General features: G+C 40.2%; 13 protein-coding genes and 1 tRNA gene. 9 read left to right on the forward strand and 5 right to left on the reverse strand.

Features of this window, described 5'->3' with window-relative positions; translation table 11 throughout:
- Positions 1-160: 160 nt before the first annotated feature.
- Positions 161-3,523, forward strand: coding sequence for a TonB-dependent receptor (locus ACFSR6_RS18440; protein ID WP_379081585.1), 3,363 nt, complete (start codon positions 161-163; stop codon positions 3,521-3,523).
- 475 nt (positions 3,524-3,998) lie between these two features.
- Here the strand turns inward: ACFSR6_RS18440 and ACFSR6_RS18445 are convergent, their stop codons facing one another.
- The 3 genes from ACFSR6_RS18445 to ACFSR6_RS18455 all read right to left on the reverse strand — a co-directional run bounded on the left by ACFSR6_RS18445 (position 3,999) and on the right by ACFSR6_RS18455 (position 8,700).
- On the reverse strand, positions 3,999-4,394 hold the full coding sequence (locus tag ACFSR6_RS18445) for a c-type cytochrome (protein ID WP_379081587.1): 396 nt from the start codon (positions 4,392-4,394) through the stop codon (positions 3,999-4,001).
- Between the two features lie 164 nt (positions 4,395-4,558).
- The gene (locus ACFSR6_RS18450; RefSeq protein ID WP_379081589.1) at positions 4,559-5,740 is read right to left on the reverse strand and encodes an AIR synthase related protein; all 1,182 of its coding nucleotides are present in this window, start codon (positions 5,738-5,740) and stop codon (positions 4,559-4,561) included.
- A 785-nt stretch (positions 5,741-6,525) separates the two neighbouring features.
- Entirely contained in the window at positions 6,526-8,700 is a 2,175-nt protein-coding gene (locus tag ACFSR6_RS18455) for a glutamine synthetase III family protein (protein ID WP_379081591.1), read from the reverse strand.
- A gap of 203 nt (positions 8,701-8,903) precedes the next feature.
- Between ACFSR6_RS18455 and ACFSR6_RS18460 the strand changes: the two genes are divergently transcribed.
- Positions 8,904-9,752 (forward strand): energy transducer TonB, encoded by an 849-nt coding sequence (locus ACFSR6_RS18460; RefSeq protein WP_379081593.1) that lies wholly within the window; start codon positions 8,904-8,906, stop codon positions 9,750-9,752.
- An 18-nt stretch (positions 9,753-9,770) separates the two neighbouring features.
- Entirely contained in the window at positions 9,771-10,121 is a 351-nt protein-coding gene (locus tag ACFSR6_RS18465) for an FEKKY domain-containing protein (RefSeq protein ID WP_379081596.1), read from the forward strand.
- Positions 10,122-10,717: 596 nt separating this feature from the next.
- On the opposite strand, the gene purL is transcribed toward ACFSR6_RS18465, so the two are convergent.
- Positions 10,718-14,401 (reverse strand): phosphoribosylformylglycinamidine synthase, encoded by a 3,684-nt coding sequence (purL, locus tag ACFSR6_RS18470; protein WP_379081598.1) that lies wholly within the window; start codon positions 14,399-14,401, stop codon positions 10,718-10,720.
- A 329-nt stretch (positions 14,402-14,730) separates the two neighbouring features.
- Here purL and gloA2 point away from each other — a divergent pair, with 329 nt between their 5' ends.
- From gloA2 to fbp, 4 genes are all read left to right on the forward strand, one after another.
- Positions 14,731-15,114: an SMU1112c/YaeR family gloxylase I-like metalloprotein gene (gloA2, locus tag ACFSR6_RS18475; RefSeq protein WP_379081600.1), complete on the forward strand. Its 384-nt coding sequence runs from the start codon at positions 14,731-14,733 to the stop codon at positions 15,112-15,114.
- 1 nt (position 15,115) lies between these two features.
- Positions 15,116-15,817: a tRNA1(Val) (adenine(37)-N6)-methyltransferase gene (locus ACFSR6_RS18480; protein ID WP_379081602.1), complete on the forward strand. Its 702-nt coding sequence runs from the start codon at positions 15,116-15,118 to the stop codon at positions 15,815-15,817.
- Positions 15,818-15,904: 87 nt separating this feature from the next.
- Positions 15,905-16,396, forward strand: a complete 492-nt coding sequence (locus tag ACFSR6_RS18485; RefSeq protein WP_379081604.1) for a metallophosphoesterase family protein — start codon at positions 15,905-15,907, stop codon at positions 16,394-16,396.
- Between the two features lie 19 nt (positions 16,397-16,415).
- The gene (fbp, locus tag ACFSR6_RS18490) at positions 16,416-17,495 is read left to right on the forward strand and encodes a class 1 fructose-bisphosphatase (protein ID WP_379081606.1); all 1,080 of its coding nucleotides are present in this window, start codon (positions 16,416-16,418) and stop codon (positions 17,493-17,495) included.
- On the opposite strand, the gene rnhA is transcribed toward fbp, so the two are convergent.
- Positions 17,492-17,959, reverse strand: coding sequence for a ribonuclease HI (gene rnhA / locus ACFSR6_RS18495; RefSeq protein ID WP_379081609.1), 468 nt, complete (start codon positions 17,957-17,959; stop codon positions 17,492-17,494). The two genes, fbp and rnhA, sit on opposite strands and share 4 nt — an antisense overlap.
- A gap of 174 nt (positions 17,960-18,133) precedes the next feature.
- On the opposite strand from rnhA, the gene ACFSR6_RS18500 reads away from it, so the two are divergent.
- Both ACFSR6_RS18500 and ACFSR6_RS18505 read left to right on the forward strand, forming a co-directional pair.
- A tRNA-His gene (locus ACFSR6_RS18500) sits at positions 18,134-18,209 on the forward strand.
- 401 nt (positions 18,210-18,610) lie between these two features.
- A complete protein-coding gene (locus ACFSR6_RS18505; RefSeq protein WP_379081612.1) occupies positions 18,611-19,213 on the forward strand; it encodes a DUF416 family protein in 603 nt (200 codons plus the stop codon).
- Positions 19,214-19,810: the final 597 nt, after the last annotated feature.

The following is a 19,810-nucleotide window of genomic DNA, read 5'->3' on the forward strand; positions in this document are numbered from 1 at the left end:
TATTTTGGGTAATATGTGTTAAATGTTGAAAAGTTTTGGCCGACTTAATAATTTTTTAACATTGGATGTTAAAATGTGTTAAATTTTATTAAGACATTTGCAACAATAAAATCCCTATTAGATTATTATTCAACAACAAAAAACATTTAAAGAACAAAGTATGAAGAAATCTTTACTTTTAAGATTAGTACTGGTTATTGTTGCATTTGTAGGTATTACTTTCGGCGTTAACGCACAGGTAACCACTTCATCAATGACAGGAACAATTAAGGATGCCAAAGGCGCCTTGCCTGGTGCGAGTGTTAAAGCAACGCACACACCAACCGGGACTGTTTATTCGGTATCTACAAATAACGATGGCCGTTTTACCATCGGTGGTATGCGTGTTGGCGGTCCTTACACCATTGAAGTAAGTTTTGTTGGTTACAGGCCAGAGAAACAAACTGAAGTTTATTTGAAATTAGGTGAGCCTTATCTTTTAAATTTAGTGTTAACAGACAACAGTTCTACACTTGCAGAGGTTAAAGTGGTTGGTCAAAGTACCAATTCAATCATGAATTCAAGTAGGAATGGTACTTCTACGGTGATCAGTAAACAGCAGATCCAAAGTCAACCAACTATCAGCAGAAGTGTTAACGACTTAACCCGTTTAACACCACAGGCTAACGGTACATCAATTGGTGGCGGTAATTACCGTTCAAACAACTTCACTGTAGATGGGGCTAATTTTAACAACCAATTTGGTATTGGTCAGAACATTCCTGCGGGCGGTTCTCCAATTTCAATCGATGCGTTAGAGCAGATTTCGATTAACGTGACTCCATTTGACGTTCGTCAAACTGGTTTTACGGGAGGTTCTGTTACAGCCGTAACCCGTTCTGGTACCAATACTTTTTCTGGTAATGCTTTTTATACTATGCGAGGAGAAGAGCAGCAAGGAAAAAGAATAGGCGAAACTTATAGAATCCCTGTTTTACAAAAACTTGATGAGAAAAATTACGGTTTTAGCTTAGGTGGCCCAATTGTAAAAGATAAGTTATTCTTCTTTGTAAACTACGAAAAGAAACATACTATTCAACCAGGAACCAACAAAATTGCATCAACACCTCAACTTCCTTTTGGCGGTGCAAATACACCATCATTTGTTGCAAAACCAACCGTAGATTTCTTAAATACAGTTTCATCTTATCTGCAATCTAAGTATGGTTATGAAACAGGTCCTTATCAGGGTTATTCTAATATAAGTGATAACGAGAAAATGTTTGCCCGTTTAGATTGGAACATTACAAAAAATCACCGTTTTAGTGTAAGATATAATCAGGTAGAAAGTCAATCACCATCGTCTTTAAGTACTTCTACAACTGGTTCTGGTGTAACTTTTTCAAGTGCCAATAATAGAGCAGCAAGTACTGCATTATCATTTGCAAATTCTAACTATTACCAAGCGGCAAATCTATACTCTGCTGTGGCAGAATTAACTTCATCTTTTGGTAGTAAAGTAACGAACGTAGCAAGGGCAACTTATTCTCATCAAAATGATCCAAGGAAATCGGATAGTAGCCCATTTCCATTGGTTGATATCTTAGATGGCCCGGCTGTAGCAACAACTTTCGGTTATGAGCCATTTACTTACGGAAACTTAAGAGATGTTAAAGGTTATACTTATTCTGATGATTTAAGTATCGCTTTGGGAAAACACAACCTTAGTTTAGGTTTACAAGCTGAATTTAGCACTACCAAAAATGGTTTCCAACGTTTTGGTACAGGTTACTACGTATTTAATTCTTGGGCTGATTTTGTAAATAATGCTAAACCTTCGAATTACGCTGTTACTTATCCCTTAACTGCGGATGGTTCTCAAGCTTATCCAAGTTTTAAATTTAATCAGTATTCTGCCTATTTACAAGATGAATTTACTGTATCTGACCGTTTAAAACTAACAGCTGGTTTGCGTCTTGAACAAGCCACATATCCTGATGTAAGTGAAATTAGAACACACCCATTGGTTGCTGGCTTAAGTTTTAATGGACAAAAAGTAGATACTGGTGTTTTACCTGAAAATAGAATTTCTTATTCACCACGTTTTGGTTTTAACTGGAATGTATTTGGTGATCGCTCGTTCCAGGTACGTGGTGGTACTGGTATCTTTACCGGTCGTATTCCATTTGTATGGATTGTTTCTCAATCAGGTGACGCTGGGTTATTACAATATACCCAAACTTATTCAGGACAAGCAAATACACCGTTTTTTAATCCAAGCATAGCTCCAAATTTACTAAGCGCTGCTCCTGCTGCAGGATCTTCAATTCCAAGCAGCATTAGTGTAATGTCTCCTAACCTGAAATTACCACAAACATGGAAATCAAGCATTGCATTTGATATTAAATTACCTTGGGGTATTATTGGAACTTTGGAAGGTATTTATGGACGTGACTTAAACGTTGCGGTTGCTCAAAACATAAACTTGGTTAACCCAACTGCATTAAACATCAGTGGTTATGGCGATAATAGATTAATGTTCCCTTCAGGTGGTCAATTGCCTACAACATCAGCAGGAGCTTTCGCCAGACAATTTGTTTCATTAACAAACGGCGGTGCCGTTGCATCTACCGCAGCTACCACAAGTTCATCTGGTTTCAACGTAATTCAGATGACAAATTCAAAAGGTGGTTACAACTGGTTAGCTACTGCACAGTTAACGAAGCAATTCCAAAGCGGATTATCTGCAATGATCGCTTATACCAGATCTGATCAGCGTAATTACGGCGATGGTGGTGGTGACCAGTTATTGAACTTGTGGTCAATTCCTGCAACTTCTGGCAACCCAAATAAACCAACTCTGAGTTATTCTCAAAACTTAAATCCTGATCGTATTATTGCTAACATTTCTTACAGAAAAGAGTATTTCGGAAATTTAGCAACTTCGTTCTCATTATTCTATGAGGGAACTCAACAAGGAAGATTCTCTTATACTTATAGTACAGATTTTAACCGTGATGGTCAATCGGGAAATGATTTAATTTATATTCCTAAACCAGGAGAAATGACAGCTTCATCATTCGTTGCTATTCCTGCTGGAACAACCAATTATAAAGGAGCGTATAGCGCTCAAGACCAGGCAGATATTTTCGAAGCTTATATCCAGCAAGATGCCTATTTAAGTAAACACAGGGGTGAATTTGCTCAGCGTAATGCAGCAACTTCTCCATGGAGAAATCAGTTTGATTTTAGGTTAACACAAGAGGTTTTCAAGAACTTTGGTAACACTAAAAATTCTTTCCAATTTACAGTGGATATCTTCAACGTAGGTAATTTATTAAACCGTAAATGGGGTAATGTAAACTTTGTAAATAGTTCTTCTATCTTAGTTCCACAAAATGTTGGCGCTATAAGTGATACTACAAAGCCTACATTTAGACTTAATAACAGTCAAGGTGATATTACTAGAGAAACATTTGGTACTTCTCAGACCATTTCTTCAACTTACTACATGCAGTTTGGTGTTCGTTATAACTTTAACTAATACTTAATAGTTTATATTATTAAAAGCGCCGTTCATATTTGATCGGCGCTTTTTTTATTAAATCAAAACCATTTCCTTTCGAATATGATGCTATGATTAGTCTGTCGACTAAAAACAAATTTATAAACAATGAGCAGTTCGAAACAGATACATAACCATCAACCATTAAAGCATGGGCAGAGGCGCATGGTGGCGTACCTACCATAGTTGCTGATACCTCAAAAAGCAAAGGAGCCGGTCTTTTAAGAATACATTTCCCTATCTAGGGCAATAACTCATCCGGCTTAAAAGAAACTGATTGGGATACTTTTTTTAAAACCTTTGATGAGCATCAACTCGATTTTTTGTATCAGGAAAATAAAGCTAGTGGAGATGAAAGTGCCTTTCACAAGTTTGTAGCAAGAGATTAAAAGCAAGAAGCCTGATCAGAAAATCAGGCTTCTTGCTTTTTGTAATTTTAACAGGATCCGTATTGTTACTTAGCTGGCTCTGTTTTACCATTGTGGCAGGTGATACAGGCAATTTGGGTAATGGTTTTGCCCTCCTCTAAAGCCTTGTGAAAATATTTCTTATTGATCTTGGCTGTCATACGCATCATATCGCGTGCGATTTCCTTCTCCGGTTTCTCATCACTGGCGAAATCCATTTTACGTGGGTTATCTTTCATCGGGGCATGGCAATGGCTACAGCGCACACCTAAAGCAAGTTTAAAATCGTCCATTACTTTGTCCAATTCTTCCTTGCTGATATTTTTAGGCAATACCTTCAAGTTTTTTGCTTTTGGCGCTGGTTCGGTTTTTGGCATAAAGGCACTCAGGCTGATGACAAGGCAGGCCAGTAAGCCCATTACAATGGTCTTTTTATAGTTCATGGTTTGTTAGTTTATTGTCACGAATATACTTTTTTGACTTGTAATAATGGTTTTTACCAATTGTAAAGAGTTTATTGCAATAGAAGATAAAATACGATATGATGATAAAAAAGAAAGGCTTCGGAATTTATCCAAAGCCTTTATATGAAACGCAAAGTGCGAATTTAGTGGTAAACAAATGTTCCTTTATCACTCTCTATCGTTACCTGTTTCTGACCACCTTTTTCTACGCGGCCGATAATTTTGGCATCGATATTAAAGCTTTTTGATATGTCGATAATTTGATCTGCGATTTCCTGTGGTACATAGAGCTCCATTCTGTGCCCCATATTAAACACTTTGTACATTTCTTTCCAGTCGGTACCTGATTGCTCCTGTATCAGCTTAAAAAGCGGCGGAATAGGAAACAGGTCGTTCTTGATCACATGGATATCATCATTGATGAAATGTAACACCTTAGTTTGTGCACCACCACTGCAATGCACAATACCATTGATCTGGCTGCGGTAGCTTTCTAAAATCTTTTTAATTACCGGTGCATAGGTACGGGTAGGTGACAGCACCAACTTACCAACAGTTGTTTTGCCGAAACCTTCGATTTCTATTTCTTCGGTTAGTTTTTTACCACCTGAGAAAACCAGGTCGAAAGGCACTGCAGGATCAAAACTTTCAGGGTAGCTATGGGCAATAGATTTATCAAAAACATCATGGCGGGCAGAGGTTAAGCCGTTTGAGCCCATGCCACCGTTGTATTCGGTTTCATAGGTAGCTTGTCCGTATGATGCCAGAGCTATAATCACGTCGCCAGGTTTAATGTTATCGTTGCTGATGACCTCTTCGCGCTTTAAGCGGCAGGTCACGGTAGAATCGACAATAATGGTACGTACCAGATCGCCCACATCGGCAGTTTCGCCGCCGGTTGAGTAGATGGAAATGCCCTGTTCGCGTAAATCGGCCAGAATTTCTTCTGTTCCGTTAATTACGGCAGCGATGACTTCGCCTGGTACCAGGTTTTTATTGCGGCCAATGGTAGAAGACAGCAGGATGTTATCCGTAGCACCCACGCAGATTAAATCGTCGATATTCATGATAATGGCATCCTGTGCAATACCTTTCCAAACCGAAATATCGCCGGTTTCTTTCCAGTACACATAAGCTAAAGAAGATTTGGTGCCGGCACCATCAGCATGCATGATGTTGCAATAGGTTTCGTCACCTCCCAAAATATCGGGGATGATCTTGCAGAATGCTTTTGGGAAAATTCCTTTATCAATGTTTTTGATGGCATTGTGCACATCTTCTTTTGAGGCAGAAACGCCGCGTTGATTGTACCTGTTATCACTCATGTTGCGCAAAGATAGTTTTTTAAGGTGGAAGGTAAAAGGGTAGAGGGTAAAAGGTTGATAGAAAGTCCGAAGTCTGGTAGCAGAAGGCTAAAGTTGATGATGAAAATATTAATTTGGTGTTGGGTTTTACCTGATGATTTACCGCCTTAGGGACCTAAGCGTAGGTAAGTTGGGCTAAGCAAAAGGCATTATGCACAAAGGTTTATATTCATATAACAGCAAGAGATTGCGGCTTATTCTTTTTGGGAAGTGAAGGTTCGTATTCCATGGCGGCTTTCAGCCCCGCTTTTCCTGCTGCCGTTTTTAAATTTCTGAGATTAAAAAAACTGTCTATTAAAACGGCATTCGTACAATCGGGCTTAGGGTACTGAGGGTTGTTCTCTGTAGCGGGTTTTTCCTTTGCACCGGCCTTTGTTAAATAAACCTGATGGAATTTGCAGTTACCAATGAACCAATTTACAGTTGATAGTTTACAGTTACCAATGAAGTAATGACTAATGACCAATAACCAGTTGACAGTTGGCAATTTGCAGTTACTAATGAACTAATGACTAATGACCAATGAACCAATTAACAGTTTGCAGTTGGCAATTTGCAGTCACTAATGAACTAATGCCCAATGAACTAATGAACAATAACCAGTTGACAGTTGGCAATTTGCAGTTACCAATGAACTAATGGCCAATGAACTAATGAACTAATGACCAATAAAATAAATGAACCAAAAGAAAAGGGCGTAAAGTTAAAACCTTACGCCCTATACCTTAAACCTTACGGCTTGAAATCTATTTCATGAATAATAATTCTCTGAATTTTGGTAAAGGCCAAACACTGTCGTCAACAATCTGCTCCAATTTATCAGCGTGGTAACGGATGGTATCGAAGTAAGATTTAACCTTCTCATCGTAAGCAATTGCTTTTTCGCGGGTATCTTCGATTTTGTTGGTTACTTTACGTTCTTCTAACATCGCATCGATATTGGTTTTCACAATTTCTAAATGCTCTGATAATTTTTTCACGATATCGATAGAAACTTTGCTGTCTACACCGATTGCTTTTAATCCTTGTACGTTTTCGATCAAAGAGTTTTGGTAAGCAATGGCAGCCGGGATAATGGCAGTATTTGCCACTTCGCCCATTACACGTGCCTCGATCTGTAATTTTTTGTAGAAGTTTTCTAACATGATTTCATGACGGGCATGAATTTCACGTGGGCTATAAATGCCTGTTGCTGCAAATAACTCAGCTGATTTTTCAGTTAAGTAAGCATCTAAAGCTTTTGGTGTAGTTTTGATGTTTGATAAACCGCGTGCTGCAGCTTCATCTTCCCACTCTTGGCTATAACCATTACCTTCGAAACGGATATTTTTAGATTCTTTGATGTATTTTTTGATCACGGTTAATAAAGCGATATCTTTTTTATCACCTTTTTTGATCAATTTATCTACTTCAGCTTTGAATTTAACCAATTGCTCAGCCATAATTGCATTTAAGATCGTCATCGGAGCAGAAGAGTTAGCAGACGAACCTACCGCTCTTAACTCAAATTTGTTACCTGTAAATGCGAAAGGAGATGTACGGTTACGGTCGGTGTTATCCAATAAAATCTGAGGGATTTTAGGGATACCTAACCAAAGTGCATTATCTTCTTTGATTTTTTTGCTGATACGTGAATGCTCAATCTCATCCAATACATCGTTCAATTGTGAACCTAAGAAGATAGAGATAATTGCCGGAGGAGCCTCGTTAGCACCTAAACGGTGATCGTTGCTTACCGATGCAATACTTGCACGTAATAAATCGGCATGTTCGCTAACCGCTTTAATGGTGTTAACAAAGAAAGCAAGGAACATTAAGTTATTTTTAGGCGTTTTACCTGGTGCCAATAAGTTTTTACCGGTATCGGTAATTAACGACCAGTTATTGTGTTTACCTGATCCGTTGATACCTGCATATGGTTTTTCGTGTAACAACACACGGAAGTGGTGACGACGGGCAACTTTTTCCATCAAATCCATCAACAATTGGTTGTGATCGATAGCTAAGTTGATTTCTTCATAAATCGGCGCGCACTCGAACTGAGAAGGTGCAACCTCATTGTGACGGGTTTTTAAAGGAATACCTAATTTTAGGGCTTCGTTTTCGAAATCTACCATGAAAGTGAATACACGCTCAGGAATAGAACCGAAATAATGATCTTCCAATTGCTGACCTTTAGCAGACATGTGTCCGAATAAAGTACGGCCGGTTAATAATAAATCCGGACGGGCGTTAAATAACGATTCATCAACAAGGAAATATTCTTGCTCAATACCTAAAGAAGCATTTACTTTAGTGATGCTTTTATCGAAATACTGGCAAACATCAACAGCAGCTTTATCTAATGCAGCCAATGCTTTTAATAAAGGTGCTTTATAATCTAATGCTTCTCCTGTGTAGGATACAAAAACAGTAGGAATACAAAGGGTTTTACCTGCTTTACTTTCCATAATGAAGGCTGGAGATGAAGGGTCCCATGCAGTATAACCGCGGGCTTCGAAAGTGTTACGGATACCGCCGTTAGGGAAACTGGAAGCATCTGGTTCTTGTTGAACTAAAGCGCTACCTGAGAATTTCTCGATAGCTCCATCGCCACTTGGCTCAAAAAATGAATCGTGTTTTTCTGCCGTTGTACCAGTTAATGGCTGGAACCAGTGTGTATAATGCGTTGCGCCAGCACCAATCGCCCACGCTTTCATAGCGGTTGCAATTTGGTTAGCATCGTCTGAATTAATTAATTCACCCTGGTTGATAGATGAAATTAATTTTTCATACACGTCCTTAGATAAGAAATCTCTCATTTTTTTCTTATCAAATACATTTGAGCCGTAAAAATCAGAAATTTTCGATGAAGGAGATTTAACTTCAGGTGAAATTCTGTTTTGAGCCTCTTTTAATGCGATGGTTCTTAAGCTTTTCATTAATTTGTTATGTTTTTTGTCAAAAATAGTACATTTTATTAATTCTCGTAAAAAAATCACATTATTTTTATGAATTTTATTGAAAATGAAATAAAAAAATGTTTTTCAGATGAAAAATTTCATTTTTTGCAAAGAAAATTGATTTTTTAAAGCGTTTATGGAATCGGCGGTTTTGCAGCATCATGCTATAAAACTTAAAAGCTATGTTCAACTCTTTCATTAACGTATACAAAACCGAGTGGCTCGATCTTGTATTTGCAAATCGCAACAAAAATTATGGTGCTTACGAATTAAGGTCTAAATCATCAGCGATTATGACAAAAGCCCTTTTCCTATCAGGCAGTTTATTTGTACTCGCCTGTTTCTCTCCTTTAATTTATGCGAAATTGTTTCCAAAGGATATCATTCCGGAAGAAAAAGGGTTTGTTACCGAGATTACACCACCAGACCTTATTCATCAAATGAAAAAAGAAGAACCTAAGCCGGAAGAAAAACCTGAACCCAAAAAAGCAGAACCGGTTAAGGTTAAAACGGTAGCACTTCCGTCGCAGGTGGTAGTGGTGAATAAAACAGAACTTCCGCCGCCACCTACGGTTGATGATATAAAACTGGCAGTAATTAGCACCAAAACGCAGGATGGTATTGTGGCTCCAAATGCGGTGGTAACTGATAATAAAGGTAATGGCGATGGAAGCGGAACCGCTAAAGAAGGGGCAGGAGCAGGCGAAGATAAAGAGATCTATTTGGGTGCTGATGAATACCCCGAGTTTAACGGTGGAGCCAAAGCCTGGGCTAAATACATGGAGCGTAATTTAAGGTATCCTTCAAGAGCGCAGGATGAAGGGGCGTCGGGTAAGGTATTTGTAAGTTTCGTAGTAGAAAAAGATGGTTCGATTACCGATGTATCCGTTATTAAAGGAATTGGTTTTGGCTGTGATGAAGAAGCTGTGAAAGTGATTAAAAAATCGCCCTTGTGGAAACCTGGTAAAAATAAAGGCGTTCCGGTACGGGTGAGGTATAATATGGCCATTAATTTTCAGATATCTAATTAAAGTTTACCAAGGCCAATTATGAAAAAGCACACTTTAATATGGATGATTCTTTGCCTGGTTTCGATACAGTTAAATGCTAAACCCGGAATATTTGATGATAGTATTAAAAAAGAGAGCATTAAACAGGCCAATGCGGATATCCGTAAAGGACAGCTTAAGTTTCTGATCCACGGAGGTATTGCATCTATCCATGTTAAAGGTCAGGAAATATTTGAGCGAAAATATGGCCTGGAGTACTATGATTTTGGGTGCATAGCCCCTTGGGATATCAATATTGCAGATTATAATAAAGTAATAGCTGCTTTTATGGATCGTAAATATGGAAAAGGCTGGCGGAAAGAGGTGAGGAAGGATATTCAAGGGATTTAAGGAGATAAATTCGTCACCCTGAACTTGTTTCAGGGTCTACCCCAGGGAAAGATGCTGAATCAAGTTCAGCATGACGGCTAAACAATTTTTCTATTCATGCTCTTGTGGGAAAATGTAAGGTTGGGTAAATTGAAACGGTTTGAGCGGTGCTCAGGCCGTTTTTTGATAAGATTCGTCACCCTGAACTCGTTTAAGGGGTTTTATTGTATGTTAGATTCATAAGTTCAGCGTGACAGTATTCCGTGGTTTGTCATTCTGAACGTAGTGAAGAATCTTTTGTTTAAGAATGAAATACGTAATGTTGTCGGTTTAACCATTTTAAAACCGTGCTAAATTAAAGTATGCGATTGTCTGTTAAAGATTCTTCGTGCCTCAGAATGACAGATCCTATAGAAGAATCGTTCTTTCAGACTGAAGCCAGCCGGTTTTGCCGGCAGCGAAATGGAGAAATCTATAGAGGCAGATTTAGCTTCGCTGAGCACTCCGTGGTTCTCGGCTTCGTTGCACTCCACTCGAAATGACGGGTAGGCTGTAAAACAAAAAAATGGATGAAAGTTTTTATGCCCATCATCCATTTCACATCTTCCATCAATTGATTATCCTTGTTGCTCAATCCATTTTCTGGCATTTACAAAAGCTTCCATCCATGGCGAAACTTCGTCTTTCCGGCCTGCCGGATAATTTGCCCAATGCCATTGGAACAATGAACGCTCAATGTGCGGCATCATCACCAGGTGACGGCCGGTTTCATCGCACAGCATGGCGGTATTGTAATCAGAACCGTTCGGGCTGGCCGGATAGGTTTCGTAAGCATATTTAGCTACAATTTTGTATTGATCTTCTGCGTATGGTAGCGAGAATCTTCCTTCGCCATGCGATACCCAAACCCCTAAGGTGCTGCCGGCAAGGCTTGATAACATCACCGAGTTGTTTTCCTGTAAGGTTAAAGAAGTGAAAATACTTTCGTGTTTGCCACTTTTGTTATGCAACATTTTAGGTTTATCGGTATGGTCTTTATTAATTAAGCCCAGCTCGATAAATAACTGGCAGCCATTACAGATACCTACAGATAAAGTATCAGGGCGGGCAAAGAATTTTTCCAGTGCAATTCTTGCTTTCTCGTTATATAAAAATGCACCAGCCCAGCCTTTTGCCGATCCTAAAACATCAGAGTTGGAGAAACCACCCACCGCACCAATGAACTGGATATCTTCTAAAGTTTCCCTGCCGGTAATTAAATCGGTCATGTGTACATCTTTCACATCAAAACCGGCCAAATACATGGCATTTGCCAGTTCGCGTTCAGAATTACTTCCCTTTTCGCGGATAATGGCCGCTTTTGGCCTTGGCTTGGTTTCGTCAATTACCGGTTTTTTACCATCGAAAGTAAGCGGGAAACTGTAATTTAAAACGTGGTTTTTGTAATTATCGTAACGCTCTTTGGCTAAGCCATTGCCGGTTTGCCTGCTATCTAATAAGTATGACGTTTTGAACCAAACATCGCGTAAATGATCGATATCGAAATTAAAGCTATCGGCAGCATTTTTAACCTCAAGCGTGGCCGAATTGCTTACTGTACCGATTTTGTGGAAAGTAACGCCGTTTTCGGTTAATGTTTTCTCTACAGCGACATCGGCCTGGAAAACTACGGCAATATTCTCGGCAAAAAGCAATTTAATGCTATCCTGCTCTCCTAAAGCCGATAAATCCAGCTGAGCGCCTAATGCGCGGTCGGCAAAACACATTTCCAACAGGGTAGTAATTAAACCACCGCTACCAATATCGTGTCCGGCCTGGATCTGGCCAGCTTTAATTAATTGCTGTAAGGTATTAAATGCCTTTTTAAACTGAGCTGCATCTTTAACATCAGGTGTTTCTGCACCTACTTTGTTTAAAATCTGTGCGAAAGATGAACCACCCAATTTATAGCTATCGTTTGACAGGTTGATGTAGTAAATGGCGCCACCATCTTTTTGCAATACCGGTTCAACTACTTTAGTGATATCATCGCAGTTGGCACCTGCAGAAATAATCACGGTTCCGGGAGCAATCACATCGCCGTTGGCATATTTCTGTTTCATAGATAAGGAATCTTTCCCGGTTGGGATATTGATGCCTAAGTCGATTGCAAAATCAGAACAAGCTTTTACGGCCGAATATAACCTGGCATCTTCGCCTTCATTTTTACAGGCCCACATCCAGTTGGCAGAAAGCGAAACGCTTTTTAAGCCATCTTTTAAAGGCGCCCAAACGATGTTTGAAAGTGATTCGGCAATGGCGTTGCGGCTACCTGCAGCCGAATCAATCAGTGCTGAAACAGGCGAGTGGCCAACAGAAGTGGCAATACCTTCTTTGCCCTGAAAATCTAAAGCCATTACGCCACAGTTGTTTAGAGGCAGTTGTAACGGACCGGCACATTGTTGTTTGGCTACACGGCCACCCACACAGCGGTCGACCTTGTTGGTTAACCAATCTTTAGCGGCTACTGCTTCTAATTGAAGCGTTTGCTCTAAGTAAGTATTTAACTGGCTGGCATCGTAACTTAAGTCGCTGTATTTACGTTCTACCGTGCTATCTTCCATTACAATTTTCGGCGAGCTGCCAAACATGGCTGCAAGCTCTAAATCCATAGGTTTTAAACCGGTTGTGGCCGATTTAAAGGTGAAACGGTGATCGCCGGTCACTTTACCTACGGTATACATAGGAGAACGCTCGCGGTCGGCAATTTTTTGCAGGGTTTCGATATGATCGTTACCGATTACCAGACCCATTCTTTCCTGCGATTCGTTACCGATAATTTCTTTGGCCGAAAGGGTAGGGTCGCCCACAGGAAGTTTATCGAGGTTAATTAAACCGCCGGTTTCTTCAACCAGTTCTGATAAACAGTTTAAGTGGCCACCTGCACCGTGATCGTGGATGGAGATAATCGGGTTGTGATCGCTTTCTACCAAACCACGTACTGCGTTGGCGGCACGTTTCTGCATTTCGGGGTTCGAACGCTGGATGGCATTTAATTCGATACCGCTTCCGTGTTGACCAGTATCAGCAGATGAAACTGCTGCTCCGCCCATACCAATCCTATAATTTTCGCCACCCAGGATGACGATGTTATCGCCTTCCTGAGGTTTAAGTTTTTGTGCCTGGCTCGTTTTTCCGTAACCAATCCCACCGGCTAACATAATTACCTTATCAAAACCCAGGGTACGGTTATCTTCTTCGTGTTCGAAAGTTAAAACCGAGCCGGTAATAAGTGGCTGGCCAAATTTATTTCCAAAATCGGTAGCACCGTTTGATGCTTTGATCAGGATATCCATAGGGGTTTGGTACAACCATTGTCTTTCTTCTACCCCTTGTTCCCAGGGGCGGTTTTCTTCCAGACGCGAAAGGGCAGTCATGTAAACTGCGGTTCCGGCCAAAGGTAAAGAACCCTGTCCACCTGCCAAACGGTCCCTGATTTCGCCGCCAGAACCCGTTGCTGCACCGTTAAAAGGCTCTACCGTGGTCGGGAAATTATGGGTTTCTGCTTTTAAGGAAATTACAGAATCGAAATCGCTTACCGCATAAAAATCGGGCTGATCGGCACGTTTAGGTGCAAACTGCTGTACTTTAGGTCCTTTAATAAAAGCCACGTTATCTTTATAGGCCGAAACAATATCGTTCGGGTTTTCTTCAGATGTTTTGCGGATGAGCTTAAATAAAGAGGTAGGTTGCTCTACACCGTCGATGACAAACTTTCCGTTAAAGATTTTGTGTCGGCAGTGTTCTGAGTTGACCTGCGAGAAGCCAAAAACTTCCGAATCAGTTAATGGTCTTTCTAATTTTTGCGCTAAAGAATTTAAATAATCAACCTCTTCATCACTTAAAGAAAGTCCTTCCTGTATATTATAAGCAGCAATATCCGTAATTTCTAAAATTGGCTCAGGCTTAATGTTAATGGTATAAATATCCTGGTCAATCTTATCGTATTTTTGAGAGAGCATCGGGTCGTAATCGGCAAAGGCTTCGTCAACCTGTTTAAATTCTTCGATCCTGATAATGCCCTGCATGTCCATGTTCTGGGTAATTTCTACCGCGTTGGTACTCCAAGGAGTAATCATAGCTGCACGTGGTCCTACAAAAAAGCCCTTAAGAGCTGTTTCCTGCGAGATTTTGGCACCGCCAAATAACCATTCGAGTTTAGTAATATCAGTTGTAGAAAGCGCTTTATCTGTTTGTAAAACAAAAACCGCCTGCGATCGCCCTTCGACAGGCTCAGGATGACTAGAGAAGAAATGAATCATGCTTTTTTTTTGAAGTCGCAAATTTAGCGTTAAAAATTTAAAAAGCTTGTTGTAACGTATAATATAATTGCGCTTTTATTTACTTTTGACGTTAATGTAACTTGCAGGTCGTCATTTCGGGTTTGAATTTATAACATAACCTGGAATGACAGAAAGTTGAATAGGATAGAGCCATTGGGCGTCATCCCGACTGGAACGCAGTGGAATGGAGAGATCTGTCTTGATAGATCTCCCGACTACGTTTTACTCCGCTCGAGATGACGAATTTATTCAGAAGAAATCTTATAGAAATTGTCGCTGCAAATGTGTTTTTCCATTAAATCAAATCTATGTTCAATAAAATCCACCACATTGCCATTATTTGTTCTGATTATGAAAGATCGAAAGATTTTTATGTAAATAAACTCGGCTTTACGGTATTGGCCGAAGTTTACCGTGCCAAAAGGAAATCGTACAAACTCGACCTGGCCGTAAATGGCGTTTACCAGATCGAGCTTTTTTCTTTCGAGAATCCGCCGGCACGGCCGTCGCGCCCCGAAGCACAGGGTTTACGGCACCTGGCCTTTGAGGTGGCAGATATTGAAAAGGAAATTAAGCGGTTAAATGAACAGGGAATTGTTACCGAACCGATACGCATTGATGAGTTTACCGATAAGCGCTTTACCTTTTTTGCTGATCCTGATGGTTTGCCATTAGAATTGTACGAGATTTAGGATGAGTGTTTTTAAGTTCAAGCAATTTGAGGTCGACCAAGCCGGTTGTGCCATGAAGATCAATACCGATGGGGTTTTAATAGGGGCTATGGCCAATCACCACACACCTAAGAACATCCTGGATATTGGAACGGGTACCGGCGTAATTGCCTTGATGCTGGCGCAGCGTTTTCCTCATGCGAACATACATGCGGTAGAAATTGATGAGCAAGCTGCTGAAACTGCTGAACGGAATTTTCAACAATCGCCATTCAACCGTCGTTTAACCATTAACCATACCGCAATCGAACAATATCATTCCCCCGAAAGATTTGATCTGATTGTTTCCAATCCGCCTTTTTTTGTAAACGACCTAAAGAATGAAGAGGTACGAAAAGGAATTGCACGGCATGCTGCGGAAGGTTTTTTTAGCGTGCTGGTAAAAAAGATAAGCGAGTTACTGGCTGCTGATGGCGAAGCCTGGCTGATCTTGCCGGTAAAGCAGGCTGATGAAGTCGTATTTCATGCGCAGCATTATGGGATTGGGCTGATGGAGAGGATTCATGTCCATTCTGACCGGTCGAAGGCCGCGTTCAGGCAGATCATTCGTTTAGGGAAAAATGAAACGGTGTTGCAGGAAAGTGATTTTTATCTTTATGAAGATTTGAAAGTGCACACAGCAGCATATAAAACATTACTAAAGGATTTTTTCCTGGCTTACTGATTAACATGTTCAACCTTGTAGTTTTTAATTGAATTTAAGTATTAGGGTTGATTATCTTTTACAGACCAGGCAAAATTAAGTTACACCATGAAAAAAATAGGACTAATTTCGGATACGCACGGTTTTTTGGATGATGCGGTTTTTAAGCATTTTGAAAGTGTAGACGAAATCTGGCATGCCGGCGATTTCGGACCGGGTGTAGCTGGCCCCTTAGCCGCATTTAAACCTTTGCGGGGGGTGTTCGGGAATATAGATGATGCAGCCATCAGGAATGAGTTTCCGGAGAATAACCGGTTTAAATGCGAACAGGTAGATGTGTGGATGACGCATATTGGCGGGTATCCGGGTAGGTATTCGAGTTTGGTGAAGCCTGAAATATACACTAACCCTCCGAAATTGTTTATCACCGGGCACTCGCATATTCTGAAAGTAATGTTCGATGAAAAACTGAAATGTTTGCATATAAACCCCGGTTCGGCCGGAAAACACGGCTGGCATAAAGTGAGAACCTTGATCCGTTTTTGCATTACTGACGAAAATATTCATACCTTAGAGGTCATAGAATTATCAGGTAGATAATGTAAAAAGTACACTAAGTATGGTTTGTGGCGTTAAAACACTAGGACAATTTATTATCGAAAAACAGGCAGATTTTCCCTATGCCAAGGGCGAACTTTCAAGGCTGCTGCGGGATATTGGCATTGCCGCCAAAATTGTTAACCGCGAAATTAACAAGGCAGGTTTGGTTGATATCCTGGGCGATATGGGGACCACCAATATCCAGGGCGAAGAGCAGAAAAAACTGGATGTATATGCTGACGAACAGTTTATTGCCGCCTTAACCAGCGGTGGCGAATGTTGTATTGTAGCTACTGAGGAAGAAGACGAGATTATTCATATCGATTCGCCGGTTTCGCAAAATGCAAAGTATATTGTTTGCATCGATCCCCTGGATGGTTCATCGAATACCGACGTGAATGTAGCCGTGGGCACTATTTTTTCTATTTACAGGCGAAAATCGGTTGAAGGCCGGGCCAGTTTAGCCGATGTGCTTCAAAAGGGTACAGAGCAGGTTGCTGCGGGTTATGTTATTTATGGCTCTTCTACCATGCTGGTTTACACTACAGGCAAAGGCGTGAACGGCTTTACGCTCGATCCTTCTATCGGAGAGTTTTGTCTTTCGCATCCGCAGATGAAAATACCGGAAAACGGTTATATGTACTCGGTAAATGAGGGGAATTATGTACATTTTCCGGATGGGGTTAAAAAATACATCAAATATTGCCAGGTAGAAGATGAGGCTAGCAAACGCCCTTATACCTCGCGTTATATCGGTTCGATGGTGGGCGATATTCACCGTAATTTAATTAAGGGGGGGATTTATATTTACCCGACAACTGCACGCTCGCCCAATGGAAAACTGCGTTTATTGTACGAGTGCAACCCCATGGCCTTTATCATTGAGCAGGCCGGGGGGAAAGCCAGCACCGGTTTTGATCGCATTCTCGACATTCAGCCAACAGAACTGCATCAAAGGGTGCCGGTATTTATCGGGTCGAAAAATATGGTAGAAAAAGCAGAAGAAATGATGCTTTTATATACTGCCAAATCAATTTCGCCTGAAGCCAGGGTAGAAAATACCCTGCAAGATTTAGGTGTGGTAGGGGGGATAGACTAAATTCCCTTAGCCCGTTCTGCTTCGAATACCGTATCGATTGCCAGATTTGCTTTGTCTTGCGAGGCAAAAACCGCTAAACGGTCGCAACGTTCATTCTCAGGATGGTCGTTGTGACCTTTTATCCACACGAATTTTACCTTATGCAGTTTGTAGAGTTCAAGAAAACGTAACCAAAGATCCTTGTTTTTCTTGTCTTTAAAGTTTTTGCTTAGCCAGCCAAACACCCATTTTTTTTCGACCGCATCAACCACATATTTAGAATCGGAGAAAACCGTAACCTCCTGGTTTAAACTTTTTAATGCCTCCAAACCCTTAATTACGGCAAGCAGCTCCATGCGGTTGTTGGTGGTCATCCTGAAACCACCGCTTAGCTCTTTATAGTGTTTCCCGGCCCTTAAAATGGTGCCCCAGCCACCTGGTCCGGGGTTTCCGCTGGCTGCTCCGTCTGTATAAATTTCGATCATAAACGCCGTAAAGGTATGTTTTTAGCGTTAAAATAGCTTGTTTTAGGTGTTATTGAATTTTTTTTTCAAATTCAAATAATTGAATGTTAATGGATTAAAAATTTGTTTCAAAAACTTTAATAAAAATATTTGCAGGGATGGTTAAAAGTCGTACTTTTGTAACTCCAAAAACACGGTGGTTTTAGCTCAGTTGGTTAGAGCGCCTGATTGTGGTTCAGGAGGTCGTGGGTTCGAGCCCCATATTCCACCCCGAGTTTTAAAGCAGTTCTGAAAAGAGCTGCTTTTTTTGTTTAAAGTGTTTATTTCAGTTAATTATATTTTATTTAATATCTTGAAATGTGGTTCGATGCTTCGGATCAGGCAAAAAAAGGGATCAAGCGGAAAAGTTGGGGGGATAATAATTCTCATGCATATATTTTTGATGATCTGAAGATGAAGAATTCAGCATTCCTTACTCCCCTGAATTCAGCCCTAAGCTGGCGCACGCGTGCCGCGTGTGAGAGACGAATATAATTGTAGCAAAGCCCTGCAACTTAAAAAGTTTCAACTGTGCACTAACTATACAGGCTAATGGTGTAGCAGCTGTAACGCCACTAAAGCCAGTGAAACTCGTATTGCCGTTAAAATCAGTTACAAACCAATAGCGATAAGATGGATATATATAGAGAAGATATAAAAGATAAATTAAAGTCTCTTACGGCAGAACAGCAACTTTTGTTCGCTGCGCTAACATGTGAAAGGCTTTATCCAAACTATGTTTACTTTCATGAGAAGTTTGATTGGGGTGATCCTAAAGTACTTCTTGATTCAATCGAGATGATATACCAATCTCTATTCATTAAAAACCTTTTTGGCAGCGACGAAATCCAGGAGCATGCAGAGGCTATTGATATGATAACACCCGATACTGAGGATTATTCAGAAGTTTTTGTGTCTTTTGCTTTGGATGCATGCACTTCTGTCTATAGCACACTAAATTTTATGCTAGACCAAAATCTAGATCATGTTGCAGATGTCGCAAGCTATGCCCGAGATACCGTCGATATGTTTATTCAGGTTAGGGACAACCTCAATATTCACGTTAATGATCTAGAAACTAGAATTGCCAACGATCCTTTGATGATACGAGAAAAAAGTAGGCAGTTGTCCATAATAGAAAAACTCAAATCTCTGAACGATCAGGACGTTAGTGATAGTTTAATAGAAGACTTAAGAGATAAGTCATTTATCATTGATACTGAAGCTATATCATAAATCCTTAAGTTTGTTTGATAACAGGCAAATATTTGATGTACATTTTAAAAGATACATTGGATCTTGTCAATATGCGGGGTTCTATAAAGGATGTTTGCAGAGGACTTGACATGGGTACGAATCTTTTAAGTAAATAGAGCGGTGTTTGAACTTGGGTTGTGTCAAAACAATTCTTCATACCTGTCAGTACTCTCGAGCTTTAGGGTTGAGTGTAAGGAAATTGGATTAATTATAGGAGCAAATTTTAACAATTCAACGAGGTCGACTTTGAAAGGTGACATAAGGAAGCATAGGGATTCGGCAATAATTTCCCATCACTTAATGCGTATGGATAATCATATATTCTAAACTTTCCTGTTGTTTTAAAATTTTCGAAAAACCGCATATTTCAAGCAATTCGTCCACAAAATGGTTCGAAATACACACCGCCACCGACCCTTAAGGAGATAATCATTTAGATTGTCTCCTTTTTTGTTTGTAATAACTAATTGATAATTATTAGTTTAAGCTCTTGTTTTGGATCAAGCGGAAAAGTTGGGGGGATAATAATTCTCATGCATATATTTTGATGATCTGAACATGAAGAATTCAGCATTC

This window comes from Pedobacter vanadiisoli (assembly GCF_042684385.1).
GTDB classification, from domain to species: Bacteria; Bacteroidota; Bacteroidia; order Sphingobacteriales; family Sphingobacteriaceae; genus Pedobacter; species Pedobacter vanadiisoli.